The 252-nt window shown below is 52.4% G+C and carries 1 pseudogene; it reads left to right on the forward strand.

The window, feature by feature from the left end:
* Positions 1-127, forward strand: a pseudogene (locus ACLHZ1_RS20885) (IS30 family transposase); the annotation flags it as partial.
* Positions 128-252: the final 125 nt, after the last annotated feature.

Genomic DNA, 252 nt, shown 5'->3' on the forward strand with positions numbered 1-252 from the left:
CACCCTGGTGGAGCGCAAGAGCCGGCTCTATCTGGTCAAGCGGGTCGCGAGCAAACAGGCTGGGGTGGTGCGGGATGCGATAATCGAGATGTTAACGCCCTACATCGAGCAGGTGCATACCATCACCGTAAGCGCCCTTGAATCGGCATCTTTTTTTCCCAAAATCAGCTCGTCACACTTGAAATCCATTACCTCTTCGCTGGATTTTCACTATGACCACTCAAGAACGTGCTGATTTTTGGCAGCAGCAGA

Source organism: Aeromonas sobria, from assembly GCF_050266975.1.
Classification (GTDB): domain Bacteria; phylum Pseudomonadota; class Gammaproteobacteria; order Enterobacterales; family Aeromonadaceae; genus Aeromonas; species Aeromonas sobria_B.